Source organism: Pseudomaricurvus hydrocarbonicus (assembly GCF_011602365.1).
GTDB classification, from domain to species: domain Bacteria; phylum Pseudomonadota; class Gammaproteobacteria; order Pseudomonadales; family Cellvibrionaceae; genus Pseudomaricurvus; species Pseudomaricurvus hydrocarbonicus.
Window position 1 is genome coordinate 279,263 of sequence record NZ_JAAONZ010000003.1, and the last position, 23,803, is coordinate 303,065.

21 protein-coding genes are annotated in these 23,803 nt (G+C 55.3%); 11 read left to right on the forward strand and 10 right to left on the reverse strand.

From position 1 onward, the window contains the following. The first annotated feature begins 35 nt into the window (after positions 1-35). The 3 genes from G8770_RS05765 to G8770_RS05775 all read left to right on the forward strand — a co-directional run bounded on the left by G8770_RS05765 (position 36) and on the right by G8770_RS05775 (position 5,361). Positions 36-1,238 carry an efflux RND transporter periplasmic adaptor subunit gene (locus tag G8770_RS05765; RefSeq protein ID WP_167183061.1) on the forward strand — a complete coding sequence of 401 codons (1,203 nt, stop codon included), beginning with the start codon at positions 36-38 and terminating at the stop codon, positions 1,236-1,238. Beyond that, positions 1,235-4,423 carry an efflux RND transporter permease subunit gene (locus tag G8770_RS05770; protein ID WP_167183064.1) on the forward strand — a complete coding sequence of 1,063 codons (3,189 nt, stop codon included), beginning with the start codon at positions 1,235-1,237 and terminating at the stop codon, positions 4,421-4,423. The genes G8770_RS05765 and G8770_RS05770 overlap by 4 nt, the downstream gene beginning before the upstream one ends. Before the next feature lie 125 nt (positions 4,424-4,548). Beyond that, entirely contained in the window at positions 4,549-5,361 is an 813-nt protein-coding gene (locus G8770_RS05775; RefSeq protein WP_167183067.1) for a thioredoxin family protein, read from the forward strand. A gap of 104 nt (positions 5,362-5,465) precedes the next feature. Here G8770_RS05775 and G8770_RS05780 read toward each other — a convergent pair whose 3' ends face one another. Continuing rightward, positions 5,466-5,873 (reverse strand): hypothetical protein, encoded by a 408-nt coding sequence (locus tag G8770_RS05780; protein ID WP_167183070.1) that lies wholly within the window; start codon positions 5,871-5,873, stop codon positions 5,466-5,468. Positions 5,874-6,026: 153 nt separating this feature from the next. Between G8770_RS05780 and dinB the strand changes: the two genes are divergently transcribed. Further along, positions 6,027-7,115: a DNA polymerase IV gene (dinB, locus tag G8770_RS05785; RefSeq protein ID WP_167183089.1), complete on the forward strand. Its 1,089-nt coding sequence runs from the start codon at positions 6,027-6,029 to the stop codon at positions 7,113-7,115. Between the two features lie 131 nt (positions 7,116-7,246). Further along, complete coding sequence (locus tag G8770_RS05790) at positions 7,247-8,560, forward strand: GIY-YIG nuclease family protein (protein ID WP_167183092.1); 1,314 nt, start codon at positions 7,247-7,249, stop codon at positions 8,558-8,560. Positions 8,561-8,805: 245 nt separating this feature from the next. Here G8770_RS05790 and G8770_RS05795 read toward each other — a convergent pair whose 3' ends face one another. Beyond that, on the reverse strand, positions 8,806-9,156 hold the full coding sequence (locus G8770_RS05795; protein WP_167183095.1) for a HopJ type III effector protein: 351 nt from the start codon (positions 9,154-9,156) through the stop codon (positions 8,806-8,808). Positions 9,157-9,393: 237 nt separating this feature from the next. On the opposite strand from G8770_RS05795, the gene G8770_RS05800 reads away from it, so the two are divergent. Next, complete coding sequence (locus G8770_RS05800; RefSeq protein WP_167183098.1) at positions 9,394-9,819, forward strand: biopolymer transporter ExbD; 426 nt, start codon at positions 9,394-9,396, stop codon at positions 9,817-9,819. Positions 9,820-9,909: 90 nt separating this feature from the next. Here G8770_RS05800 and G8770_RS05805 read toward each other — a convergent pair whose 3' ends face one another. Together G8770_RS05805 and G8770_RS05810 are read right to left on the reverse strand one after the other, a co-directional pair. Next, entirely contained in the window at positions 9,910-10,398 is a 489-nt protein-coding gene (locus G8770_RS05805) for an aminoacyl-tRNA deacylase (RefSeq protein ID WP_167183101.1), read from the reverse strand. A gap of 339 nt (positions 10,399-10,737) precedes the next feature. Further along, a complete protein-coding gene (locus tag G8770_RS05810) occupies positions 10,738-12,003 on the reverse strand; it encodes a type III PLP-dependent enzyme (RefSeq protein WP_167183105.1) in 1,266 nt (421 codons plus the stop codon). Between the two features lie 198 nt (positions 12,004-12,201). On the opposite strand from G8770_RS05810, the gene G8770_RS05815 reads away from it, so the two are divergent. The 4 genes from G8770_RS05815 to G8770_RS05830 all read left to right on the forward strand — a co-directional run bounded on the left by G8770_RS05815 (position 12,202) and on the right by G8770_RS05830 (position 15,967). Then, entirely contained in the window at positions 12,202-12,636 is a 435-nt protein-coding gene (locus tag G8770_RS05815; protein ID WP_167183108.1) for an Lrp/AsnC family transcriptional regulator, read from the forward strand. Positions 12,637-12,853: 217 nt separating this feature from the next. After that, entirely contained in the window at positions 12,854-14,410 is a 1,557-nt protein-coding gene (locus G8770_RS05820; protein ID WP_167183111.1) for a sensor histidine kinase, read from the forward strand. A gap of 78 nt (positions 14,411-14,488) precedes the next feature. Then, the gene (locus G8770_RS05825; protein WP_167183114.1) at positions 14,489-14,899 is read left to right on the forward strand and encodes a response regulator; all 411 of its coding nucleotides are present in this window, start codon (positions 14,489-14,491) and stop codon (positions 14,897-14,899) included. Between the two features lie 159 nt (positions 14,900-15,058). Beyond that, positions 15,059-15,967: a GGDEF domain-containing protein gene (locus G8770_RS05830; RefSeq protein ID WP_167183131.1), complete on the forward strand. Its 909-nt coding sequence runs from the start codon at positions 15,059-15,061 to the stop codon at positions 15,965-15,967. A 155-nt stretch (positions 15,968-16,122) separates the two neighbouring features. Here the strand turns inward: G8770_RS05830 and G8770_RS05835 are convergent, their stop codons facing one another. The 5 genes from G8770_RS05835 to G8770_RS05855 form a co-directional block, all read right to left on the reverse strand. Then, complete coding sequence (locus G8770_RS05835; RefSeq protein WP_167183135.1) at positions 16,123-17,772, reverse strand: acetolactate synthase large subunit; 1,650 nt, start codon at positions 17,770-17,772, stop codon at positions 16,123-16,125. 99 nt (positions 17,773-17,871) lie between these two features. Beyond that, positions 17,872-18,480: a BON domain-containing protein gene (locus G8770_RS05840; RefSeq protein ID WP_167183138.1), complete on the reverse strand. Its 609-nt coding sequence runs from the start codon at positions 18,478-18,480 to the stop codon at positions 17,872-17,874. Continuing rightward, entirely contained in the window at positions 18,477-19,064 is a 588-nt protein-coding gene (locus tag G8770_RS05845) for an SIS domain-containing protein (RefSeq protein ID WP_167183141.1), read from the reverse strand. Before G8770_RS05845 ends, G8770_RS05840 begins: the two co-directional genes overlap by 4 nt. A gap of 94 nt (positions 19,065-19,158) precedes the next feature. Continuing rightward, a complete protein-coding gene (locus G8770_RS05850; protein ID WP_167183144.1) occupies positions 19,159-19,671 on the reverse strand; it encodes a YraN family protein in 513 nt (170 codons plus the stop codon). A 227-nt stretch (positions 19,672-19,898) separates the two neighbouring features. Further along, entirely contained in the window at positions 19,899-21,980 is a 2,082-nt protein-coding gene (locus G8770_RS05855; protein WP_167183148.1) for a penicillin-binding protein activator, read from the reverse strand. 58 nt (positions 21,981-22,038) lie between these two features. On the opposite strand from G8770_RS05855, the gene rsmI reads away from it, so the two are divergent. Beyond that, positions 22,039-22,881, forward strand: a complete 843-nt coding sequence (rsmI, locus tag G8770_RS05860) for a 16S rRNA (cytidine(1402)-2'-O)-methyltransferase (protein ID WP_167183151.1) — start codon at positions 22,039-22,041, stop codon at positions 22,879-22,881. A 70-nt stretch (positions 22,882-22,951) separates the two neighbouring features. On the opposite strand, the gene G8770_RS05865 is transcribed toward rsmI, so the two are convergent. Next, positions 22,952-23,719, reverse strand: a complete 768-nt coding sequence (locus tag G8770_RS05865) for an enoyl-CoA hydratase/isomerase family protein (RefSeq protein WP_167183154.1) — start codon at positions 23,717-23,719, stop codon at positions 22,952-22,954. Positions 23,720-23,803 lie beyond the last annotated feature (84 nt).

The following is a 23,803-nucleotide window of genomic DNA, read 5'->3' on the forward strand; positions in this document are numbered from 1 at the left end:
TCTAGTCATCCTCTCCTGGGGTGTGTGAACATACAATGAAAGCTATAAAGCAATACCTGAGTTACATCTGGTCAAATAGGAATTATCGGATTTCCGCTTATCTGGCGGTGTTAACCCTTGTCTGGTTGGGCAGTGGATTGGTTGTTTCATCTTCAGAAGACAATGTCGTTCAGCCACACGCCAAGCCCCTCCCCAAGAAGACTCTGGTCCGGGCACGTTACATCGACGCTCAATTCTATCAACCGGAAGTTAATATACGCGCCCGTACTCAGGCGAATCGCCAGGTGTCTCTGCGCGCGGAACTCAGCGGTAAAGTCATTGCTTTGCCCCTGGCCGAAGGGCAGACGGTGACCGCGGGTGAGGTCGTTTGTGAGCTGGCCTTGGAAGATCGTGAATTGCGCCTTCTGGAGGCCCGCTCGGTGGTGGCACAGGCGCAGCTGGAGTACGACGGAGCCTTGCGGTTGAAAAGCGGTGGGTATCAATCCGCTACCGCCATTGCGGCGGCCAAGGCCCGCCTTGACAGCGCCAAAGCTGCCCAGTTGCGCAGTAAGCTGGATCTGGAAAACGTCAAGCTTCGGGCACCTTTCTCCGGTGTCGTGGACAGCTATACCGTCGATGTTGGTGATTTTATGGAGCGGGGTGATGAATGCGGGGTGCTGCTGGATCTGGACCCCTTGATTGTTCGGGGGCAGGTGTCCGAAACCGAGGTCAACCGCTTGCAGCGCGGTAAAAAGGCCTACGCCCACTTGTTGACCGGCGAACATGTGGAGGGGGTGGTCTCTCTGGTGGGATTCGGCTCAGATGAAGTGACCCGTACGTTCCCCGTCGAGGTGCGTGTCGACAACCCCGAGTTAAGTCTGCGCAGTGGTATCACCACGAATTTAAGCGTGCCGACCGAAGGCGTTAGCGCTCATGTGATTTCTTCCTCGTTGTTGTCCCTGGACGATGAGGGGCAGGTCGGGGTGCGTATCCTGAGCGATGATCGCCGGGTGGAGTTTGTGCGGGTCAATTTGATTGGTGATCACAAACAGGGCGTCTGGGTAACCGGGCTGCCGCCTCATGCGCTGTTGATTACTGTCGGGCAAGAGTATGTCAGTCAGGGCGAAGTGGTGGACGTAACCATCGATGAGCCGTCAGAAGTGAAAGCGTCCGTGGAGGGCATGGCGGCCTATAGAGAGGTGCAGCCCGTGTCGGCATTGACCTTGCCTGAACCGGCATCGGGTGCGGCCGAGTTATGAGTATACTGACAACCGCGGTGACGCATTATCGCAGCACTTTCTGCATCATGTTCCTGATTGTGGTGGCGGGCCTCTACAGTTATAACGCCATGCCCGTGTCGGCACAGCCGGAAGTGGATGTTCCCTACGTCTATATTGGCGTGACGCTCGACGGGGTGTCGCCTGAAGATGGTGCCCGGTTGCTGGCCCGGCCGCTGGAGCAGGAACTGGAAGCCCTCGAGGGGCTGGATGAGATTATCGCAACGTCCCGGGAATCCCATGCCACCCTGCTGGTTAAGTTTGAGGCGGGTGCCGTCGACATTGATAAAGCCATGCAGGATGTCCGCAACGCGGTGGATCGGGCGAAAGCGGAGTTGCCTCAGGATGCGGATGAGCCCATCGTCGAGGAGATAACAGTTTCCGATTTCCCCACCATTACGGTGGCACTGACCGCTGACCCGGGCACCAAAGAGCGGTTGGTGTATCAAACCGCCAAGATGCTGCAGCGGGAAATAGAAAGTTTGACGGATGTGCTTGAGGCCAATCTTGCCGGTCACCGCGAAGAGGTGGTCGAGGCCCTCATCAACCCCGCGCGCCTGGAGCATTACAACATTACCAGCGATGAGCTTATCAGCGCGGTGGTCGGCAATAACCTGCTGGTGCCGGCAGGCCAGATTGATACCGGTCAGGGCAAGTTTTCAGTCAAGGTCCCCGGGTTGATTGAAACCTATCAGGATGTGTATGCCATACCAATTAAGTCGACCAGCGAAGGGGTGGTCACCTTGGGGGATGTCACCGATATCCGCCGCACCTTCAAAGACGCTGAAAGCTTCACCACCGTGGATAATCAACCGGCGATCTTACTGGAAGTGAACAAGCGTACCGGTGGTAATCAGATTCAGGTGTCGGAACACGTCCGCCAGTTAGTGGAACATTTGTCTGAACAGACACCGCCGGGTGTGCACGTGTCCTTTGCCCTGGACCAGTCAGAATTTTCTGCCGGCATGGTGGCTGAAATGTCCGGCAACATTATCACCTCCATGGTACTGGTTCTGGTGATTGTGGTGGCGGCGCTGGGGTTTCGCTCCGGTAGCCTGGTCGGAATGGGGATCCCTTTCTCTCTGCTGCTGTCGCTTATCGGTCTGCATTATCTGGATTTTGCCTTCAATATGATGGTGATGTTCGGGATGATGTTGGCTCTGGGGATGCTGATTGACGGCTCTATTGTGATCACCGAGTTTGCCGACCGTAAAATGGCAGAAGGTATGAGCAGTCAGGCGGCCTACAAGATTTCGGTAAGGCGTATGTTCTGGCCCGTGGTGGCTTCCACCGCGACAACACTGGCCGCTTTTTTGCCCATCATGTTCTGGCCGGGGATTGCCGGTGATTTCATGCGCTACCTGCCCGTGACCGTTTTCTGTGTGCTGGTGGCCTCGCTGTTTTATGCGTTGCTGTTCGCCCCGGTGATTGGTTCTTTGATGGGGAAATCGGAAATCGCGCCCGACGTTCAGGCTTACCTGCGCAGCCTCGAAACGGACCCACCAACCGAATTGCCCGGGCACACCGGCCGTTATGCCCGTTTGCTGGAAACCGTGCTGCGCCGACCGGTGGTGTTCTTTTTGGGGACCCTGGTGGTGTTGGTGGCGATATTTTTAGCCTATGGCCGTTTTAGCAATGGCGTGGTCTTTTTTACCGATACCGAAGAAAAGTACGGCATTGTCGCGGTGCGGGCCATGGGCAACCTTTCCGTTGAAGAGGCTCGCTTGCTGGTGCGGGATGTGGAGTCCCGGGTGCTGGCGGTGCATGGTGTCCATTCCACGTATTCATCCAGTGACAGTGGTGGCGGTGGCCGCGAGAGCTCCAAAGATGAAATTGGCACGGTGCTGGTTGAATTAAAAGATCCCGATAAAATTGGTTATTCCACTCGCCTGGTGTTTGAAAATATCCGCAAGGCCACGGCAGACATGCCTGGGATTATTGTGTCTGCTGACGCCTTTGAAGGCGGTCCCCCGGTGGGTCGGCCAATCCAGATTCAGCTGGAGTCTCTCGACAGTGACAAGCTGCTTGCCGAGACCTTGAAAGTGCGCCATCACCTCGAATATGGGATGGAGGAATTGCGCGATATTACTGACACCACGCCACTGCCGGGTATCGAATGGGAAATGTCCGTCAACCGCTCCCTGGCCGCCCAGGCCGGGGTGAATGTGGTGGAAATCGGACGAGCCGTGCAGCTGGTGACCAGTGGTGTTCTGATCGGTGAGTATCGTCCCGATGACGCGGATGAAGAGGTGGAAATTCGCATTCGCTACCCCAGTGATGTTCGCGGAATTAACGCGCTGGATAACCTGCGGGTCAATACCCCCAAAGGGCCTGTACCGATTACCGGTTTTGTGGAACGGATAGCCAAACCGAAAGTGGACAAGGTTGAACGCATTGACGCCATTCAGGTTATGAAAGTCCGTGCGGATGTGGAGGAGGGCATTCTGGCGGATGACAAGGTGGCTGAGATTAAGCAGTGGCTCGAGGCGAATCCACTGGACAGAGATGTCAGGGTTGTCTTTCGCGGGGCAAACGAAGAGCAGGAAAAATCGATGAATTTTTTGGCCGTGGCATTTTCACTGGCATTGTTTCTGATGTTCGTGCTGTTGGTAACCCAATTTAACAGCTTCTATCAGGGGCTGTTAATTCTGTCGGCGGTCATTATGTCAACGGCGGGGGTATTGTTGGGACTGCTGTTGACCGGTGGTGTGTTCAGCACCATTTTAACGGGTGTGGGCATTGTGGCGCTCGCGGGGATTGTGGTGAATAACAATATTGTGCTGATTGACACCTACAACTACGTGCGTAAGGACAACAAGGAATTTACCGTGAAGCAGGCGATCATCGTCGCCTGTGCTCAGCGGTTGCGTCCGGTGTTCCTGACAACCGCCACCACCATTTTGGGGCTGTTTCCTATTGCGGCGGCGGTGAGTGTCGATTTGCTGGGGCGAAATGTGGTGGTGGATGGGGTTATTACCTCACAGTTCCAACCGCTGGCCTTTGCCATTGTCTCCGGTTTGCTGTTTTCAACCGCGTTGACACTGCTGGTGACGCCGGTGATGCTGATAATGCCCAGCCGCTTGCTGTACTTATACCGGCTGCTGGTGCTGCCTAAAATTGAGCCGCTGCTGACGAGACTGAAGCGCGCGCCGTCGAAACAGGCGTAGGCCCGCCACCGATGCCTTTGCATCGGTTCAGGCGCAGAGGCGTCGATGGCGGCTATTTTACTGCTGTGACGGTTCAAGCGTGGCGGTTGTTGCGATAGCCGTTTGGCACCCTGATCGAGTTGATTATGTTTTTACTGAAAGCCCTGTATGTGCGCATTTTTACGTTGCTGGCGATGTTGGTGACTCTTTGGGGCAGCTGGCAGTTGTTGCAGGGTCAGTGGTTGTGGCTGGCACCAATGTTAACCTGGACCCCGCTGTGGGTGTGCAATCTGTGGCGCTATCACCGGGGGAATATCTTTTACCAGGATGAGCGCGAATACCCGGCAATGGCCTTTGCACTGCTGGGGGTCGGGCTGGTATTGGTGCTGGGTGAGCGTGACGTGATTCTGTGGAGTACGCTGGCCGGGTTGTTCGGACTGTTGTTGTACGTGTTTGTAGCCTCGAGCTTGACCCGGGGGGTGCGCGAGCCTGCGGGGGATAAACAGCGGTTGTCACACCTAGAGTTCCAGCTTGATAGTGGTGCACCGGTGTCTTTGCCGGTCACCGCTGAAAACCAGTGGGTGTTCTTCTTTCACGCCACCGGCTGCCCTTATGCCCGTATGGCGATGCGGGAGCTGTTGCAGGTGCTGGCCAGATACCCTGGCCGCCTGAAGCCGGAACATGTGGTGGCGATTTTTCCCGATCAACTGCCGGGCTGGGCCCGTGAATTGCAATTACAAGGCGGACGTTGCTGGGGCGATACCCGGGGGGACGCCAGCCGGCAGCTGGGCCTGTGGCTTCGCGGAGGCGACGGGACTTTAGGTGCGGGTCAAAACGCACTGCGTCCTGCGCTGGCAGTGCTGGGCAGTGAGGGTGATGTAAAATACTGGGAAGTGGCCAAAAGTTTTCGCCTGCCCCCGTCACTGCAGCAGAACTGGGGGCGTTTAAGCCAGTTATGAGGCGGTTCTGACAGTGCGGGCAGCCCTGACTTAAGGCCGGTCTGTTTGGTTAGCTTAAGTTGTGCGGTTTTGGGCGTGATCCCGCTGGCATCGCCAGGGTTGAGTTACAGCGCCCCATTCGGTAAAAAGCGGTTGTCCGAGTGTTCTTTGATCCACATCAGTAATTCCTTGCTGGGGGGAGCTTTGCGCAGGCGCAAGGCTTTAACCAGACCAATTACCGGGGATTCCGCACCAGCTTCCCAGCCACTGATCTGCATTTCCGCTAGCGTGAAAAAGCGCACCAGATGTACGATTTGATCGTTGGTGAGTGATTCTGCCGTGGCGATCCATGTGTCTTTGGGTTGCCGCATCAGGGGCGCTTGCTGGGCTTTGTCCTCTGCGCTGATCTGCGTGTTCAGGTTGTTGATCGGCTCGGCAGAGCCCAGCGCAATAAATTTTTCCAGAATGGCCGGGTCGATATCAAACGCAGCCGAATTGTCCGATTGGGTGGGATCCCAGGCGCCAACGCTCATAAAAGCTCTCATGTCGGTAAATGCATAATGGTGAATGTCCGGTGGCATTATACCTGATGCACAAAAATTTAACCGGTGTCGGTAAAAGGGTGGCCCCTGTTGGATGGCCTGATGTAGACTGTACGAATAAACAGTATTTTGTGTTTTTGAGTTATGTCTCGAAAAATCATTCACGTGGATGCCGATTGCTTTTTTGCGGCCATTGAAATGCGCGACAACCCCGATTTGCGCGATCGGCCAATGGCTGTGGGAGGGCGCCCCGACAAGCGGGGCGTCATTTCCACCTGCAATTACGAGGCGCGCGAATTTGGTGTGCGGTCGGCCATGGCATCGGCTTATGCCTTGCGGCTGTGCCCGCGACTTACCATCGTTCCCCACAGCATGCTCAAATACCGTGAAGCCTCACAGGTCATGAGAAACATCTTTCTGGATTACACCGATCTGGTGGAGCCTTTGTCGCTGGATGAAGCCTTTCTGGATGTCAGTGATTGTGAGCGGCACCAGGGCAGCGCCACGCTGATTGCGCAGGAGATCCGTGGGCGCGTGGCCGAGGCGTTGGGCATCACCGTATCCGCGGGGGTGGCCCCAAACAAGTTTATTGCCAAGGTGGCCAGCGATTGGCAAAAGCCGGATGGCCTGACGGTGGTGACTCCTGCGGAGGCAGACGCATTTGTGCGCAGGCTTCCGGTCGACCGGATTTTTGGGGTCGGCAAGGTGACTGCGGAGAAGATGCAGCGCCTGGGGATTGCGACCTGTGGTGATCTGCGGCGCTACTCTGTGCACGAGCTGGAGGAGGCTTTTGGCAGCTTTGGGCCGCGGCTTCATCGCCTTTGCCGTGGCATTGATGAGCGAGACGTGTGCACCAGTCGCCGCCGCAAGTCGTTGAGTGTCGAGCACACCTATGAAAAGGACCTGGAGAACCTGGCGGCGTGTGAGGAGAAACTGCCGGATTTGCTGGCAGAACTGAAGCAGCGCTTGCAGCGTCTGGAGGACGATTATCTGGTGGTCAAAGGTTTTGTCAAAGTCAAGTTTGACGATTTTACCAGCACTACTGTCGAGCGTGCAGGGACCCAGGCCCGCCTTGAAGATTACGCTCAATTGCTGGAAGAGGCGTTTGAACGAGGTGCCAGACCGGTTCGGCTTTTGGGGGTGGGGGTCCGTTTTGTTGACCTAACTCAAAAAGAATCAAATATTCAGTTGGATTTTTTCGAGGACCCAACAGCCCCTCAGCCCCCTTCCTAGCGGGTTTCTCGGTTTTAATCACATCTGCTTCACATCTGAATTTGCCTGTCAATTCTACCCATTTTTTTTCTGGCCACTATAATTCGTCGCCCTAGATTGAAACGCAAAATGTTAAGCAGAGGTAGTGCTGGGTGATCGTTTTTACCGCCACCAATATTCAAACCCAAGATGTTTATGTTGGGACTGCCAGAGAAAGTGTTGAAGAGGAATGGGCAGACCTCTTATCCCAAGCCGATAACGGTACCAGTGGGCAATTCTTTGAACAGCTCAGGGCACAGGGTTCTGATGGGTTCGAAGTGGACACCTGGGCTTACGGCGAAAGTCCGGCCGAAGCTCGTGAATCCATGCGCGAAGCGCGTGATGACTTGGGCGCTCAACCGATTAAGTCGTCTCGGGGAAAAGCCGCTGGCCGCAGCACCGGTGCGATACAGTCAGCCAGTATGAAAGCCTTGATGGCGGCATTCGAAGAGGCCGTGAGTGACGACAGCGACGTTGACGTTGATGATTTGGACGGCATTGACGTTCGGTCTGAGCGACGCTCCGGCTCTGAATCGGCCGAGACTGAAGCGGGGGCTCCGGCAGCCGATGCCAAGGTTTCTGAGGCGGTGTCTAAAGACTCCGTCCGCGGACAAGCTACGGCGTCGCCACAGGCGGAGGCTCAGCATGAGCCGCGCCAGCGGCCTGAAACGGATTCAAGGGCGGACGGCGACAAGATGAACGCCCGGCTGGCGGCCATGAAGGCTGCTCAGGAGCGGTTGTTGCGTGAGCGCCCGACAAAGTCCTCAACCCCGGCAATCGGGGCCAAACCGACGGCCGCCAAAGCGGCTGGTGCTAAGCCGGCGGCACCGGTGAAAATGGCAACCGGGCGCACGGGTTCAGCGGCGAAGGAAAAACGCATTCGTGAAGCGATTGAGGCTGAGCGGGAGCGCCGGGAAAACCTGCGGCATACCAACAACCGTGACGAGCAAACCGAAATGAACGTGGTGATGGCCCGCATTGAGATGCGTCGCCAGGCCACGAAAAAAGCCAATGCGGAAAAGGCCAAGCAAAGCGCGGCTGCCCGGCGTGCAAAGCAGAAAGCTGCGGATAATGCCGCCGCTGAAGCTGCCGGCAACCGGATGAGCAGTCGCCGAAAGCCCGCTGCTGAGCCCGCCGTGAAGGCGAGCGCTGAAAAGCCGGCGGTTGCCACAATGTCTGCGACACAAGCAGCCGCAAAGGCAGGCGTTAGCGACGCAGACAGTTCTCAGGCCGCTAAGCTGGCCGCCGGTCGAACGGGCTCCAGCTTGAAAGAAAAGCGGATCAAAGAAGCCATTGAGCGGGAAAAGGCCGAGCGTTTGGCCCGACAGCAAGAGCAGCGCGCTGCCGAAGCTCAGGAAATGGCCGCCATCCTGGCTCGCCTGGAAGAGCGAACCAGGGAAGCCGAGCGGATGAAGCGCAAGCGGTAAACCGCAGTGGCGAGGCTCTAGTGTCGAGTGGCGAGGAAAAGACTTAAAAACAGCGGCTCGCCAAGGTTTAATCAGTCAAAGACAAGTTGAATCGGCTGGCCAGAGGTAGCATGCTGAAGTGACTCGCCACTCGCCCAAGGTGAATGGCGCAGCCAGAGAGGGCAGCCTGGGCTGGCTCGCCACTACTCGCCATTAACTAGTAAGGTGAATTGCAGCCAGAGAAGCCACCCTGGGGTGGCGACTCGCTACTTGCCCTTGGGCGTCAGCGGCTGCCCTTCAAAGCGCACCCCATCCCAACCCTGAGACATAAAGTTGCGAATGTTCTGGTGGTCTGTACCTGCCGGATGCTCCAGCACGTCCTTGCGGTAGTACTGCCCGAAACAGGCCAGCGTTTCGGGTTGGCTGAGGTTGTTTAACCGGGCAAACGCCAGCAGTTTGCACGACCCCTGATTCTGCTCTGGTTCGTTGGTTAAATCACCATTGTGAAAGCGGGTTGGCTCGAAAACATAGTGTTCTTCGATGGTGGCCATCGTGTCGCTGAATTCTACGGATTCCGGTGTGTGTTTCAGGGTGGTTAAAAAACCATCAATAGACATTTCGTTGTTACCTTAAGTGACAGGTTTTTTGGTAAAGTGATACCAAATTGGGGTTGTTGGGTGGCTATGTTAACAAACTGTGTAGACTTGTTTCGAGTGTTAGTGTCTTGGGGAATTAGCTGGTAAGATGCCTCACCTGAGTTGAGTTATTCTCAAAAAAGCTATTGTTATAACGAACAATATAACGAACCGAATGACCTGTTTTAGGGTTGGGCTTATTTAAGAGGTAGTTGTAAAGTGAGACGCAGAAAGGGCCGCGGCGCCGAAGAAGATAGTAGCGAAATCGATCTGACTCCGATGCTCGATGTTGTATTCATCATGTTGATTTTCTTCATTGTGACAGCATCATTTGTGAAGGAATCGACTATCGATGTAAATATGCCTGAGAATCAGGAAAATCCGCCACCACCGACTGACGATGACACTTCTGCCATCGTGGTGAAGGTATTGGCGAATGATGAGATCTGGATGGAAGAGCGTCGGGTGGATATCCGCTCCGTGCGAGCGAACATTGAGCGTATTCACGCTGAAAAACCTCAGGCTCCGGTGGTTGTGAAAGCCGATGCCAACTCTACTGCCAAGATCTTCGTGGCTGTGGCTGATGCCGCCCGCGAAGCCAACGTCTACAACGTGTCATTACTGCCTCCTGAAGTGAAGAAGTAATTAACACCCGACGTTAAAAAAACCACCTTTAGGGTGGTTTTTTTGTGCCTGTCGTTTCGTGGGTTGCGGCGCTGTATGAATTGCGATGCCTTATGAACGGTGACGTCGCCGGGCACAGCTGATGGTCTCGTGCATATGATTTTGCATGAGTCGGTCAAAATCCCGGCGATCGATGTGAATTAAGTTTTCGTGGTCACCGGCCTCCAGCCACACATCACTGACCTCTTTGATCTGGTCGTCCCAAATCACGTTGATCCCATAAGCCTGCCCAAAAGAGGGGATGGCGCCGTGTTCACAATCAAAAAAGATATCGTCCAGTTCCTCCTCGTCCGCCAGCTCCAGCCGCCGATCGAGAATTTGGTTGAGGGTATGCCGCAGAACCCGGTGACTGGCGGGTACAATGGCCATGGTGTAATAGAGATCTTCGTCGCGGAATACGACGCCTTTGATGAGTTGTTCGGAGGGTATGTCGGCACTGAGTGCGGTGTTAAATGAGCCTTCTACGTACCGGTGTTCACGTAAGTCGTAGTTAATGTCTTTGGTTTTGAGAAAATTTTCGAGTGTTATCGCTACTCCCATATCGTACCTCCTGAGACCTGCGCTAATACGGCTTCCTGTTGTCAGTATAAGACGAAAATTTCAAAGTCGCGTTGTGATGTGCCTTGGCGCCTTTTGCTTACCGGTATGTTATTGAATTAATTAATTTTTTAGGTTGGTCGTCGCCTTTCCCGTTTTCTTTCTGGGGCATTGCCAGGCCGTTCTATGTGATGACTTTATCGCGGTATCCGGTCAGAAGGTTGAAGAATCATGCGCCGGATCCGTGGCGCTGTGAGTGAATCCCGAGTGTCTGGAAGGCTATTCAGGGGGTGTCCGGCCCATTGAATACTTTTGTTGTGGCCATTCGGTACTTTGTTGTGGTCATTCGCTACTTTGCTGTCGCTCCGGGGCAGTTTCCGGGGCTTGAATGCTGGAGTCGTAAAGGTGTATTTCGGGTGCGGGAAAGCCATTGAATTCGCACGCGCAGGCAGTGCAATAGGCCCCCATGTGGGGAATTCGGATCCGATCTCCGGCGCGGCTCGCAAGCGGGAGTTGATAGAGTGGCGTGAAGCGGTCAATGGCGTCGCAGGTCGGGCCGGCAATAACCCAGGGGCCCAGCGGGCCCGGGCGTTCACTGATCAGCTCGAAACCAAACGCTTCATTCAGTTCGATCAGCCCGCCATAAAACCCACAGTTGAGGTAGGCCCAGGACTGCTGCTGGCGCTGAGTGGTTCTGACAATCTGGCAGTGCAGGGTTCCAGAGGCGGCAACCACATAGCGTCCGGGCTCTGCGGCGACCTCTATTTCTTGTGGAATAGCCTCCAGCATCGGCTGAAGTTCGCGGGCGATGGTTTCTATGCTGATGATAGCGGGGGATATTGGGGTGGGAAAGCCACCACCGATGTTGAGTAGCCGGGGCGTCAGTCCCAGGGCTTTCATCTTGGCAAAGATTTTCAGGCAGCGTTTGATGGCGTCTTGCCAGCTGCTGCTGCTCTTGCATTGGGAGCCCACGTGGAAGGCCAGCCCGGCGACGTTGAGGCGATGAGCGGCGGCGTAGTTGAGGAGGCGATCAATGTTGTCTTCATCCGCACCGAATTTGCTGTCGAGAGGCCACACAGAATCCCGGTTGTCGACGGCGATACGCAGCACAAAGCGCCCGTTTGGGGCGTGGGTCGAGAGGCTGACCAGCTCTTCGAGGCAATCGAAAGCATACCATTGGATGCCATGACGCTCTGCGGCGCGGGTACTTTGTGGGGTTTTGATCGGGTTGCTGAACATTACATCCGCGCCGGCAATCCCCAGGCTTTGCAGCAGCTGGAGTTCGCCTTCAGAGGCTATTTCGAAGCGCATTCCCAGCTGCTGCAGATGTTTTAATATCCGCGGATGGGGGTTGGCTTTGACGGCATAGTAGGGCGTGACCCGAGGCAGGGCGCGATGGAAGGCTTTCACCTGCCGGGTGATGGTGGCCAGGTCGATGCGCAGTTGCGGGGGGTAATCCTTTGGCAGGCTCAGCTCCCGGCCGCATTGAGGCGTAGCGGGGCTGGGCGAGTGGGGAGGGATGGGCGAATCAAGGGGCAAGGCATGTTCAGCCGGAGAGCTGAAAGTGGTGTTCAGAGTATCGTCATCGAATCGGCCAAGGCGGATCATACGCGTTCTCCCTGCGAGTGTTTAAACAGTGGCTACCAAGGTGTTTTCCGGATGCTTGCATTACGGGTTATTGATTGGTGGTGCCGAGAAAATACCGGATACGTGAAATAGCGTAAAACGCAAACACGCTAATATGAATATCTATGCTATATAAAAAGTAAGATATTAATTAGCAATTTGGTAACCCAAATAAACATTATGGATAGATTGTCGCCCCTTGATCAGAGCTTGTTGCGTTTGCTGACGGCCAATGCGCGGGCCAGTGTGTCTGAACTGGCGAAGCAGTTGGGGGTCAGCCGATTGACCGTTCAAAATCACATGCAGCAGCTGGAGCGGCACAAGGTGATCGAAGGGTACACCGTAAAATTGCGCTCGGATTATGCACCTTGGCAGATTGCCGCCTACATGCTGATTGCCACCGATCAGAAACGTTTGGGACCGCTGGTTCGGGCTCTGGAAAAGATTGCCGAAATCCACTCGCTGTACTCCATCAGTGGTGAATATGATCTGGTGGCCGAATTAAGAGCAGAGAATACCACCGCGTTGGATGTAGCCATGGATAAAGTGACGGCGATTGAGGGGGTGCTGCGCTCCCACAGCTCGGTTTTATTGTCGAAAAAATTTGAGCGCTGATTGTTGCCCAGGCGAATGAAAAGAGGGGATCGATACGCTTCACCTCTATGCCGGTGGTGCCCGTTTGGGCCGTTTGGAGGGCACAAAAAAACAGATGGCAGAGCACCTTTAGTAAGGGAAGTCAGTGAAGAGTAAGGAAAGTCGGTGATGGAGAGGGAAGCTGGTGATGGAGAGGAGCAGTCGGTGAAGGAGAGGGAAGCCGGTGAGGGCAGGTTTAATGGCTGAGTTTGACACTGCAATTGTCTGGCGTGAATGGACGCCTTGGGGGGATGCGTTTCTTTGGCACCCAGGGCTGGTGTGGGTCCACACGCTGGCGGATTCGATCATCAGCCTTTCGTATTTCGTCATGTCTTTGCTGATGTTGTGTGTGATTCGCAAGCGTCCGGACCTTGAATTTCGAGGGGTCTTCTTACTGTTTTCACTGTTTGTTCTGTGTGGCGCCATCTCCCATTTGCTGGCAGCGGTCACGCTTTGGCGAGACGTTGCTGGGCTGCATGGGGTGGCAAAAGTGCTGGCGGCGGGGACCGCCGCGACGGCGGCATTTTTACTGATCAAACATGTCAAAGGCATCCTGCGCTTCCCTTCTCTGGTCACCTATCGTGAGGCATTGAGAAATGCCTCTGACGAAGAGTTTCGCCGCGGCCTGCTGGAAATTCAGCGCCGCGAAGAGAAAATCCAGCAGCTGTCCCAGGATCTGTCGTCTACGTTTGAACAGGCCGCTGTGGGTATTGCCCACGTCGGCATGGACGGTTCATGGCTGAAGGCCAACACCAAATTGTGTGAGATTCTGGGGTGGCGCCTCGAGCAATTGCGAGAAAAAACACTGCAGCAAATCACCTATGAAGAAGATTTGGGGCCCGGGGCAGAGCTGATCCGGGTATTGGCGGAGAAAGAACAGGAAAGCTATTCGATGGAGGCCCGACTTCTGCGTGGTGATGGCGAGCTGATATGGGTACAGGTTACCGCGTCGGTGGCCTCCTATCAGGGCAAAGACAGTCATTACATCGTGGTCATTGAAGACATCAGCGATAAAAAGCTGGTGCAGCAGGCGCTGGCGGATTCCAATGCGGCGCTGGAGCGTTTTGCCTACTCCGCCTCCCACGATTTGCAGGAACCGCTCAGAAAAATTTCATCCTTTTCTGACATGTTGCAGCAGCGCTTAAAAGATCAGGACATGGGCGGTGAGGCGCATTATGAATTGAATCGGATTGGTGATGCGGCGGGACGTATGCGAGCCATGGTCGATAGTTTATTGCAACTATCTCGGTATTCGCAGGGAGCGCCTTGCTGCGAGCCGGTCCAGTTATCAGAGCTGGTGAGCTTAATTCGGGACGATCTGCTGGAGCTGTTTACCGAAACAGGAGCGGACCTCGTGCTGAAGGGGGATCTGTGCCTGTCTGTGGATAAGGCGGGTTTTTTGCACGTGCTGCACAATTTGATGACCAACAGTGTGCGTTATGCAAAACCGGAGGAGCCGGCGCGCATTGTGATTGAAGCACATGCCCACAAGGGCACCCACGTGCTTACCGTGTCCGATAACGGGCGTGGTTTTGACAACCAGTATGCGCAGAATATTTTTGAGCCCTTTCGGCGCCTGGTGAGCCGATCGACACCTGGGCAGGGTATGGGGTTGGCCATTTGCCATCAAATTATTAAGGCTCACAAGGGAACAATCTCGGCCCAGGGCACGTTGAATCAGGGAGCCGTTTTCACCATCGTGTTGCCGGCCTTTGAACCGCTGGTGGAAAACGCCCCGGAAGGCGTTAACGGTTAGGCCGCGCGGTTAAGGCACGACAAACGCCAACAGCGTAAGCTGAAGATCTAAACTGTCTTTTTTGGTGGGGGATAATCAATGACCAACCCAACGTTGCATGTTGTGTTTGTTGATGATGATCTGGATGATCAGTATTTGCTCATGCAGGCCGTCAAAGCCATCGACTGTCAGGTCCAGATGACGTTTTTTGATTCTGGTCCTGCGATGCTTGAGCGGATGGATGTGTTGCTGGCCTCACCCCTTCCCTTGCTGGTGATGCTGGATTTGAATTTACCGCCCTCGGGGGGGATGGCCGTACTCGAGCACTTAAAGGGTCATGCGCAATACAAACACATTCCAGTGATCATTTATACGACGTCCAGTTCTGTTCAGGAAATTGATGAGGCCTATGAGATTGGTGCGGATCGTTTTCTGGTCAAACCGGATACGTTCACGGAAGCGATTCACCTGATGCAGGCGGTGTGTCAGGAGTGGAGTGTGAAGACATAAACAGAGGGGCAGCATCAGCCCGGGTAAAGTTGCCTATCAGAAATCTAAAGACTGACTATACTGAACGAAAAAGGGAGTTTGTAAATATCTGTTTATTCGAAAAGGCTATAGAAATCAATGAAACCTGTCTCAGAAGGAGCTGTGGCGAAGGACCCTTCCATGAATACCGGCCAAATCCGTGTCCTGGTGGTCGATGATGATCCGGATGATTTTTATCTTGTTAATGAGATGCTCAAACAGTCACAGCGCAAAGCTTTTGTTGTGACTCATTGCGAGAGCCTGGAATGTGCAGGTCAGGTCCTCCAGCGCTCACCGGTCGATATCGTGCTGCTCGATTTAGGGTTGGGGCCGCTGCAGGGGATTCAAACACTAGAGAGCTTCTTGTCCCTCGGCTTTTGTACCCCGGTGATCGTGCTCACGGGGGTTCACGATGAGGTGTTGGGGGAGCAGTCGATTAAACTGGGGGCAGAAGATTATCTGCCTAAAAATGAAGCCAGTTCAGCACTGTTGATTCGCGCGATTACTTACGCGATTGAACGTTATGCCTTGGTCGAACAGCTGGAAAAGCGGGCCAATGAAGATGCTTTGACGGGGTTGGCCAACCGCCATGCCCTGATGGGGCAGACCACCACTCTGATTAATAATCTGGAGCGCAGTGGTTCCACGCTGGCGGTGGCGTTACTGGACCTGGATGATTTTAAGGGTGTCAACGATCGCTGGGGCCACAACGCCGGCGACCAGGTGATTGTGGCGCTGGCGCACCGTCTGCAATCCCACTTGCGGAGTTCAGACCTGGTCGCTCGTATTGGGGGCGATGAATTTGTCTGGGTATTGACGAACTATTCATCAGCGGACAACCTGGTCGATGTGATTGAAAAAAAGCTCAGTTATTTGATGCAGCCGCTGGTGCTGGAGGAATACCCTGATGACCCTAAACAGCTGATCAAAGTGAGTCTGGGCGTGGCCGAGTGGAAGCCCGGCCTGGGGTTGAAAGAGTTGCTGAGCCGAGCCGATAAAGCGATGTATCAGAGTAAGAAATCGCGCAACCAGGGAGTGGTGATCTACTGAGCCACTCCTGACCTCCCGACCTCCTCCTGACCTGTTGAGTCAATCCTGACTGGATGAGATACATTACGGGTGCCAGTTAGCGTCGTTGGCCATGCACTCGCGGCTGGGTGGACTTCGCGGTGATTCAGCATGGCCTAATCGGCAAGGCTCCGGCATTACATGGGGCAGGTCATTTCTCCCAGGCGCCGGGTTAGCTCAAGGTTCTCCCGGTAATCAATCGGCAGCACGACCAGGCTGGGCCCGCTCTCGTTCAGTGCGGTTTCCAGAGTGTGCTTCAGGTCGCGACTGTTGTTGACGCGGTGGCCCTGCCAGCCAAAGGAGTGAGCGAGCATCACCCAGTCAGGATTGTCGAAAGACAGATCGGTTTGACGGCCGAATTCATTGGATTGTTTCCAGCCAATTAAGCCATAACCGCCATCCTCCCAAACCATCACGGTCAGTTGAGTGTTCAGCCGGCGAGCAGTTTCCATTTCCTGCATGTTCATCAAAAACCCACCATCGCCACAAATGGCCAGTATGCGTTTGTCCGGATGCACCAGGCTGGCCGCGATGGCGCCCGGCAAGGCAAAGCCCATCGAACAAAAGCCATTGGGGATCAGGCAGGTGTTGGGTTCATGGCATTGGTAGTGTCGGGCAATCCACATTTTGTGGGCGCCCACATCGGACAGCAGAATATCGTCGGGTCCCATCAGTTGGCGAGTATCGAGCAGCACCTTTTGGGGCCGAATAAAGCCTTCGGTGTCGTCCTCGGCGTGTCGCTGTAATTCTTCGGTCATGTCCCGCCGCACCGCCGCTTGCTGACTCAAGTCAAATTCGAGACCACCGTTGGCATCGATGCGTTCATTGAGCATCCACAAGGCGTGTGCGAGGTCGCCCACCACCTCGATTTCGGGCATGTAGTGTTCGTCAATCTCGGCGGGCAGGAAATCAATGTGGATGACATCTTTATCGTCGCTGCTGTTCCAAAGCTTGGGGTGATATTCCACCATGTCGTAGCCGAGGGTGATGACCAGGTCGGCCGCATCAATGGCACAGGAGGGGATATCCTTGGCACCAAGACCAATGGTGTAAAGGCAGTAGGGAGAGTCCATATCGACACAGCCTTTGGCCATGAAGGTGCTGAGGACACCAATGCCGGTTTTTTCGCACAACAGCCGTAATTGCTTGCTGGCACGTCGGCGGATACAGCCATTGCCGGCAATGATCAGCGGGCGTCGGGCGGCTTTAATGCGCTCAAACGCCATGTCCATGATCTTGTCGGCAGGCACTGGACGGCGAAATTTTCGCACGGGCAGTGGCGTTTTGTTGCTGGGCAGCTTGGCGATATCTTCCGGCAGCTCGATGTGGACGGCGCCGGGCTTTTCGGTGCGAGCCAGGCGGACAGCTTTGCGGACGATTTCCGGGATATTCTCCGGGTGCCAGACGGTGGTGGCCCATTTGGTGACGGGGGAGAACATCTCCACCACATCCATCACCTGGTGGGATTCCTTGTGCAGGCGGGTGGAGGCCCCCTGACCGGTCAGCACCAGCATGGGGGCACGGTCCATATTGGAGTCAGCCACGCCGGTAATCAGGTTGGTGGCACCGGGCCCGAGGGTCCCCAGACAGCCTGCCGGGTTGCCCGTTAAGCGGCCGTATATTTCCGCCATGAAGGCGGCCCCCTGTTCATGGCGAGTAAGCACAAACTGAATGCTGGACGATTCCAGCGACATCATAAAGTCGGCGTTTTCTTCGCCGGGCACTCCGAAAATATATTCAATCCCCTCGGTTTCGAGGCATTGAACCAGCAGGTCTGATGCTTTCATTCAGGCTTTCCTTTTGTCGTCTGTGCAGCTTTAAAATACAGCATAGACGATGCAGCGATTGCGCGTACTGTGCCGCAGCGAGACTGACCGGGCTGGGAATCAGTTGATGTATTCCACCGCCTTGACCACTTTTTGCACGCCACCAATGGTGCTGACGGTCTCGGCGGCCCGGTTGGCCTCGGCGCGCGACAGTAACCCCAGCAGGTACACCACACCGTCTTCGGTGACGACTTTAATGCGACTGCTGTCGACATCCTGATTGGCCAAAAGAACACTTTTCACCTTGGTGGTGAGCCAGGTGTCGTTGGTGCGAGCCAGAATGGAGGTGGTACCCTGCACCTGAATTTCATTAAACACCTGGCGAACCCCGTGTATTTTTTTGGCGGTTTCTCCGGCGAGCATCCGCAGATCGTTACTGGCCACCTGGCCGGTGAGGAGCAGGATACTGTTGAACGCCACCACATCAATGTTGGCTTGTTTCAGGTAGGGGCTGGCTTTGTTGATGTTCACAACGGCCACTGTTTCGAGTTGTTCGTCGTCAATCATTGCCCCGAGGGTTCTTTTTCCCGGATTCAGTTGAATCGGGGCATCGGTGGTTGCGTCGACAATGGTCGTACAGCCAGCCGTTGCCAGCAGCAGCGCGGCGAGCCCCCAGCGAATGGCCGTGGAGAGACGGGCTGTAGAAAGGCGTCGGGTGGTAAACATCATTCTTCGGCTCCAAATAATTGTTGATCGATAAGGTCGCACAGGCAAAAAATACTCAGCAGGTGGATTTCATGCAGTCGGGTGTTGGAGTTTACCGGGACCCTGAGTTCCAGGTCGTTGGCATCCAGTACGGAAGCAATATTTCCGCCATCCCGTCCTGAGAGCGCAATGACATTCATCTCGCGCTCATGGGCGGCGGCAACAGCCTGCACCAGGTTGCTGGGGTTACCGCTGGTGGTAATGAGCAGCAGGCAGTCGCCCGGGTGCCCCAGGGCGCGCACCTGCTTGGCAAAGATGTCGTTGTAGCTGTAATCGTTGGCGATGGAGGTTTGGGTCGTGAAGTCGGCGCCCAACGTAATGGCGGGCAGCCCGGGGCGCTCCCTCTCAAAATGGTTGCAGAGGTTGGCGCTGAGCACTTGCGCGTTGGCGGCGGAAATACCGTTGCCCGCGGTGAATATCTTGCCTTCGTTGAGCAGGCAGTGAACCATGATTTCACTGGCTTCGCACAGCAGCGGTGCGAGGTATTCACCGGCCTGCATTTTGGCCTCAATGCTCTCGTGAAAAAGGGTGATGATTCTTTGTTCCATAAGCTCTCTGCGTCAATAATACGTCTTGTGGATAAGGTTACGTCTCTCGCTCACCGGGTCACTTTGGGCTTGCTCTAACCGTGTGGCATGGCTGTCAGTCTGCAGTGAAAGCGTTGGCTATCCATTCTATCGGTTTTTGCGCGATGTTTGTCGAAGAATATTGCGGCGCTGACGTGGGCGGCTGTGTTGGCTTGCCTGAGGTGGCAGGCGTACCCTGGATCGCCACAACATCAAACCGGCAAGGGGGAGTGCCGAGTTGAGGGTGGCTCTGCAAGTAATATTGCGCGGTCCTTATCAGCTTTTGCTGTTTGCGAAAATCCACCGTTTCACTGGCGGAACCAAAACGAGTACTTTTGCGGTAGCGCACTTCGACAAACACCAAATGATCCCGATCTCGCATAATCAAATCAATTTCCCCCAGTTTGCAGAGATAATTTCTGGCGACCAGCTTTAGTCCGCGGGTGGTGAGAAATTGTTCCGCTTGCTTTTCGCGCAGGTCCCCTTCTTTTCGGGTTTGAGACTCCGGGCTTTTGGGTGTTTTTTGTGAGGCCGTTTCAGGTGTCTCGCCCGCTTGTTTTTTGAACCGTTGCAAGGTTTTTTTGAGCATAAGGGTTGTCATCCATGACGGTAATTTTTGGGTGGGGCCCGTGGCAAAGGTCCCTTGGGAGTGAGCCCCTTCGGATTGGGCTCAAGTTCTAATTTAAGTCCTGCTTCAAGCCCTAAACAGCCATTTTTACAGTGGTATTGGGCCGGGATCAAGTTTAAGCGAGCCCACTCATCCTTCCTGCTTTCCCGCTTTCCCGCTTTCCCGCCTTCGTGAGAAGGTTTGGGAGGTTATTCGGTGTGTGCAATCACGCCAGGCAAGTGTCTGGCACGTCCATTGACCATCTGCGCCCAAACCTGCTCACGTTCAATTTGTCGCTGCGGATTGAGGCTGAGGGAGCCGGTTACGCCATAGAGGCGCGTGTAGGGTGATTGCTCCAGTTGCTTAAGCCTTGGGTAAAGCTTAAAAGCATCAACCCCCAGTGCGTATAGGCGCTGATAGGACGGTGACGGATTGGCCGCTTGTTTGATGCTGGCTTTCTCCGGACTGTTTTGGTCGAAGAACCAGGGCAGGGTGGAGAATACAATGCCGTTTAAATCGCGATCGTTTTTGGTGTCTACATAACCACTGTAAATCTGGCTGGTGGCGTAGACGGGCAGGTCGCTGGCGTAGTGGAAGGCCAGTGTGGGTTTGATCTGGCGGGCATCGGTAGGCTGGGCAACCAGGAACAGCATGTCCGCGTCGTGACGGCGGCGGGGTTCAAATTCGATTTTCCCAAGGTGTCCTATGACGGAGCGCAATTGGCTGGCTCGCGCCTGACTGCGGTCGATGTTCATGGCCTGGCGGATGACGCTGGAGTAATCTCCCTTACCGGAGTACTGGCTTTCGTTGATGACAATACCGCCCAGCTCTTGCCAGGAGTTACGGAAGGCTTCGGCGATGCGCTGCCCCCAATTGGCCTGGGTGGTGAGGATCATGGCGTAGCGATGCCCCTCGAGCCAGGCGCGCTGGGCAATCTGATGAACTTCATCGTCGGCGGACAAGCCAAATTGATACAGACCGAGGGGCGGTTCAGAGCTCAACTCGCTGTAATTCGCCGCCAGCGTCGGTACGGGCAGTGCTTCGTGGTAGCTCAGCTCTGTGACCTTGTCTTTGTCCAGTGGCCCAATGATGAGCTCGGCCCCGTCAATCACCGCTTGATTGTAGATGTCGATGATGTTGCCTTCAGCGGTGTCGTATATTTTCAGGCGCGGTATCTGACTGGATTGCGACATGGCATCATAGTAAGCCGCCATAAAACCGTCGCGCACCGCCTGTCCGGCTTTGCCGAGCGGGCCTTGCTGTGGCATCAGCAACGCAACTTGAGAGGGGCGTTCAGCGATCAGTTGCTGCAGCAGTTGCAGATCTTTCGGCAGTCTGAGGCTGGCAGGGTGCCCGGGCCATTGATCGCTCCACTGATTGATGTTGTCCAGCTGCCGCTCCAGATTGGACTGATTGTTTTTGCTGACCAGCGCCAGGCTGTACCAACCGCGCAGCACCTGCTGCTGTGCCTTGGTGAGGTTTGGACTGATGATGGGGGGCAGAGACCGCTCATCTGGGTTGGCTTCCAGGTCTTCTGCGTTCTCAGAACCGTCAGTGTAATCAGAGCCATCAGCTGAAGAAGAGCCCTCAGCTGAAAAAGAGCCATCAGCGTTCAATGACGTTTCTTCCCGAAATGGCTGAGGCTGGGTTCCGAGCTTCTGAGAGGCATCCAGCGCACCGGTTTTCACCCCTGCAAGTCCTTGGCTATAGTGCTGCAATTCAGCCTCGGACATGGTCATTAACGCCGACCACAATTGATCCTGATTGGCGTTTTGCTGGTTGACTTCGGTGAGCAGCGGGTCAAGCGCTATGCGCTCATAAATACTGGCATTGGCATTCCCCAGCAGCAAAAACACATCGGCACGGCGCTGCAAAAAGGCGATTTTGGTCTCAACCGGAAACGATTGCCACTGTTGGTTCAGGCGCGGGTTGGTTAGAATGCGCTGGGCAAGGAAGTAGGAGTCATCCCCCAGGGCCGTGTCACTGAAAATCATGCTGTAGGCGGCAAAGTGCTCTTCGTCCAGAATGTCCGGGTCAATCGACGTTAGCAGATGATACGCCTGCAGGTATTTGCCGTCGTGATTGTATTGACGGGCCACCTGCAGCAACAGATATTCTTTTTGTGGCGATGGACTGGCTTTGGCCTGAGCCAGCACCGCGCTGACATCGATATCAACGTAGGCACTGCCTGCCGGTTGATCGATGGTGGGGGTTGAGCCGCCACAACCATACAGCCCGAGGGCGACGAGGCCGACGAGCGAAAGTCGTCCGATATTACTGATTAAACGCATGCTCTTCAGCCTTAATGATTAGTCATTAAACACATTCAACATTAACAGAGAATTCACTATGACGGAGCAAGCACTCTACGTCGTTGCGACCCCCATTGGTAACTTGGGCGATATGGTACCGCGAGCGGTTGAGGTTCTACAAACCGTTGATGTTATCGCAGCGGAGGATACCCGTCATAGTGCGCGATTGCTGGACCATTTTCACATTTCCACGCCGCTGGTTGCCTATCATGACCACACCGATGAAAAACAGGTAGAAGCCCTCATTCAGCGCATGAAGGCCGGGGCATCCATTGGCTTGATCTCCGATGCCGGAACGCCGCTGGTGTCCGACCCGGGGTACCGTCTGGTTCGTCGCGCCCGGCAAGAAGGTATCCGGGTGGTGCCGGTTCCCGGTGCCTGCGCAATGGTGGCGGCCCTGAGCGCGTCGGGCTTGCCTTCGGACCGGTTTTCGTTTGAGGGCTTTTTGCCGCCCAAGAGCGGACAGCGTCTCAATCGCTTGCAGCCGCTGGCGGCGGAAGAGCGCACGCTGATTTTTTATGAGGCCCCTCACCGTATTCAGGACTGCTTAAAGGATATGGCCACGGTGTTTGGTGCCGAGCGCGAAGCGGTCATGGCCCGGGAAATCACCAAAACCTTTGAAACCATCAAGGGCGGCACGTTAACGCAGTTGGTGGAGTTTGTGGCCGGTGACCCCAATCAGCGCAAAGGCGAGATGGTGGTGATGGTACGCGGCAAGCCCAAGGCCCAGGATCAGGGGCTGGATGCCGAGGCCGAACGGGTCATGACCATCCTGCTCCAAGACCTGTCGGTGAAGCAGGCCAGCCAGTTGGGGGCAGACATTACCGGGCTCAAGAAAAAAGTGCTCTATCAGTGGGCGCTGGAGCGAAATGCCGGCTAGCCTAAGGCAGTGGTGTTGTTCGGGCTTACAGCGTTCACCGCGGTTACGGGCTCCGTTTCGCTGAATTTAATCAGTGTCCTTTGAACACAGGGCGGCGCTTTTCCTGCACGGAGGCAAAGCCTTCTTGCAGGTCCTGTGACGCGTTGCAGGCGTCGTGCAACGCCTGCGCCTGCGCCCGATTCAGCTGGCCGCGGGCCGCTTGATTGGCGATGTCCTTCATGGCCTGAAGCGCCAGTGGGGCATAGTTCGCGATTCTCTCTGCCAACTCCCTTGCCGTTGGCGTTAGCTGTGTTTTATCCACCAGATGGGTCAGGTAGCCCTGAGCCAACAATTGCGGCGCCTCAAATTCTTCACTGGCCAGCAGCATGCGCTTGGCCATATTGATGCCCAGCACACTGACAAAACGTTCGATACCGTTGACGGGGTAGCAGAGCCCAATGCGGGCCGGTGGGACAAAGACACGCATGCCGTTCACGCCGATGCGGAAATCACAGGCGAGCCCCAACTCCGATCCGCCGCCATAGGCACTGCCATTAAAAGCACAAATGGTGGGTATCGCGAGGCCCGCGACCTTATCCGTCATGGTGGCAAACACATCGCCATTCAAGGCGCCGGAGCCCATTTGATCCAGGGCGGCACCGGCGCAAAAGGTTTTTTCGCCATTGCCGGTAATGATCAGTACCCGAATGTCGCGACTGGCGGTGACGGTGTTCAGGTGGGCGATGATGGACTGCACATCTTCGTTTGCCAGGGCGTTGTGGCGCTCGGGGATGTTGAGGGTAAGGGTTGCAATCTGCTGGTCCAATTCCAATTGGATGCGCTGCGGCTGGTCGGACATGTAGGGTTGCTCCCAATGAAAACGGCACGAATCAAGCGCCGGATTATAGCGTACTTGCTCGCTGAGTAGAGTGGGAGAGGCTGA

What these genes read in the sequence shown, in the direction of transcription:
- G8770_RS05845 (WP_167183141.1), bottom strand. Translation starts at nt 19,064, where the DNA reads ATGGAACAAAGAATCATCACCCTTTTTCACGAGAGCATTGAGGCCAAA.
- G8770_RS05810 (WP_167183105.1), bottom strand. Translation starts at nt 12,003, where the DNA reads ATGATCCGCCTTGGCCGATTCGATGACGATACTCTGAACACCACTTTC.
- rsmI (WP_167183151.1), top strand. Translation starts at nt 22,039, where the DNA reads ATGACGGAGCAAGCACTCTACGTCGTTGCGACCCCCATTGGTAACTTG.
- G8770_RS05770 (WP_167183064.1), top strand. Translation starts at nt 1,235, where the DNA reads ATGAGTATACTGACAACCGCGGTGACGCATTATCGCAGCACTTTCTGC.
- G8770_RS05865 (WP_167183154.1), bottom strand. Translation starts at nt 23,719, where the DNA reads ATGTCCGACCAGCCGCAGCGCATCCAATTGGAATTGGACCAGCAGATT.
- G8770_RS05835 (WP_167183135.1), bottom strand. Translation starts at nt 17,772, where the DNA reads ATGAAAGCATCAGACCTGCTGGTTCAATGCCTCGAAACCGAGGGGATT.
- dinB (WP_167183089.1), top strand. Translation starts at nt 6,027, where the DNA reads ATGTCTCGAAAAATCATTCACGTGGATGCCGATTGCTTTTTTGCGGCC.
- G8770_RS05815 (WP_167183108.1), top strand. Translation starts at nt 12,202, where the DNA reads ATGGATAGATTGTCGCCCCTTGATCAGAGCTTGTTGCGTTTGCTGACG.
- G8770_RS05825 (WP_167183114.1), top strand. Translation starts at nt 14,489, where the DNA reads ATGACCAACCCAACGTTGCATGTTGTGTTTGTTGATGATGATCTGGAT.
- G8770_RS05765 (WP_167183061.1), top strand. Translation starts at nt 36, where the DNA reads ATGAAAGCTATAAAGCAATACCTGAGTTACATCTGGTCAAATAGGAAT.
- G8770_RS05775 (WP_167183067.1), top strand. Translation starts at nt 4,549, where the DNA reads ATGTTTTTACTGAAAGCCCTGTATGTGCGCATTTTTACGTTGCTGGCG.
- G8770_RS05780 (WP_167183070.1), bottom strand. Translation starts at nt 5,873, where the DNA reads ATGAGCGTTGGCGCCTGGGATCCCACCCAATCGGACAATTCGGCTGCG.
- G8770_RS05840 (WP_167183138.1), bottom strand. Translation starts at nt 18,480, where the DNA reads ATGATGTTTACCACCCGACGCCTTTCTACAGCCCGTCTCTCCACGGCC.
- G8770_RS05830 (WP_167183131.1), top strand. Translation starts at nt 15,059, where the DNA reads ATGAATACCGGCCAAATCCGTGTCCTGGTGGTCGATGATGATCCGGAT.
- G8770_RS05820 (WP_167183111.1), top strand. Translation starts at nt 12,854, where the DNA reads ATGGCTGAGTTTGACACTGCAATTGTCTGGCGTGAATGGACGCCTTGG.
- G8770_RS05805 (WP_167183101.1), bottom strand. Translation starts at nt 10,398, where the DNA reads ATGGGAGTAGCGATAACACTCGAAAATTTTCTCAAAACCAAAGACATT.
- G8770_RS05850 (WP_167183144.1), bottom strand. Translation starts at nt 19,671, where the DNA reads ATGCTCAAAAAAACCTTGCAACGGTTCAAAAAACAAGCGGGCGAGACA.
- G8770_RS05855 (WP_167183148.1), bottom strand. Translation starts at nt 21,980, where the DNA reads ATGCGTTTAATCAGTAATATCGGACGACTTTCGCTCGTCGGCCTCGTC.
- G8770_RS05795 (WP_167183095.1), bottom strand. Translation starts at nt 9,156, where the DNA reads ATGTCTATTGATGGTTTTTTAACCACCCTGAAACACACACCGGAATCC.